The organism is Sphingobacteriales bacterium (genome assembly GCA_012517435.1).
Taxonomy (GTDB): domain Bacteria; phylum Bacteroidota; class Bacteroidia; order CAILMK01; family JAAYUY01; genus JAAYUY01.
Genome location: JAAYUY010000141.1, coordinates 1 through 1,694 on the forward strand (window position 1 = coordinate 1; position 1,694 = coordinate 1,694).

The 1,694-nt window shown below is 42.4% G+C and carries 1 protein-coding gene; it reads left to right on the forward strand.

Annotated elements, in window-relative coordinates; genetic code table 11:
* The coding region (locus tag GX437_08050; protein NLJ07606.1) for a hypothetical protein at positions 1-1,694 on the forward strand (1,694 nt) is incomplete at both ends.

Sequence of the window (1,694 nt, forward strand, 5' to 3'; positions counted from 1 at the left end):
CAGGCGGGAGTATAGTCGCATGGGAATGGTATTTCGGAGATGGCGACAGTGCATTGACCAGACACAGCAGCCATCAGTATGTATTGCCCGATACTTTTCGGGTCAAACACATTGTAAGCTCGAATACCGGCTGCAACGACACACTTATCAAATCGGTTATAGTCAAGCCCAATCCGCTCGATTTGCATGAAACACCCTATCTTTCATCATTGAAGAAAGGACTGGTGGCATATTATCCTTTTGAGGGAAATGCCAATGATTTGAGCGGGAATAACAGGACAGCCAATGTTTACGGAGCTTCACAAACCACAGGAATCATCGGAAATGCCTATAGTTTTAACGGAAGCAACAACTACATAGAAAGGCCGCCAGATACCGGATTTATTCCTGGAACCAGAAGCTGGACAATATCTACATGGTTTAAAACCGCAGGAGCAAGCGGCAACAACAGAATGTTACTTTTCTGGTACCGCTGTGGTGCCAATCCTTCCTGTGGATCCAATGACGGAGCCGAATACGCACTTATGCTGAATACTGCCGATTATTTACTATTTTACGTCCGTGATGACAACATGGGGACGGGTGCTGCCAAAACACTTACTTCACCTTTCACTGTTGCTGACAATCAATGGCATCTTGCAACAGGCGTTCTGGATACCTATAAAGATACCATGTACTTTTACATCGACAATTGCTGTATTGCCAAAATGTACTACAATTCAGCAGCACTGACATCCGGTTTGGTCAATGTTCCTTTTGAGATAGGACGAACATATAAAACCGGCTGGGGCTCCCCTGACAATTATTTTTCAGGCCTGCTCGATGAAGTCAGGGTTTATCATCGTGCTTTGAATCCCAAAGAAGTATTCGCTCTTTATTATCTGGGAAAACAACCTGAAATATCCCTGAAAGACCAGAAAGTATGCAAGTCAGACAGCACTTACATTCAGATTATTCACCCACAGTATGGAATTAATTACCAATTAATTAATGCACTCACAAATCAACCTGTCGGAAACGCAAAAAGAAACTCCTGCGGAGATACTCTTCTTTTATCTACCGGAAGTGTAATGGATACCATGTATTTTAAGGTTTCTGCCTACGATACCCTGACTAAATGCCTGACTATCCTCGACACCGTTTTGATGGTAAGCAATTTCCCTCAACCCCTGCCCTCTTTTACAACTAATGACACCATTCAGTGTTTCAATGAAAACTATTTCAGGTTTTATGACAGCTCGACCATTTCATCAGGTACACTAAGCCGGCTATGGAAGTTAGGAGACAATACTACCTCAAATCTTGCCAATCCGGAGCATAAATACGATTCTGCTGCCAATTTTACAGTCAGGCTGATTTCAATTTCAGACCATAATTGCCGGGATTCGGTTCAGAAAACTGTTACCGTACTTCCTTCTCCGGTAATGACCATCAATATGGATGAAATTACCCTATGTGAAAAATCTGCCACTGAAATAAAAATAAACGGAGCATTGTATTACCGATGGCTGGAAAATGACGGGATTCTTTATTCGAGTTCGGATAGCGATACGGTTATCGTTAGTCCCGACACTTCTGTTTTATACAGAATAGAAGGAAAAAACATATATGGCTGTCCCGACACCATTCAGTCAAAGGTGAATGTTTATCCATTGCCACTGGTTGATGCAGGGAAAAATGATACCATTTGTTAC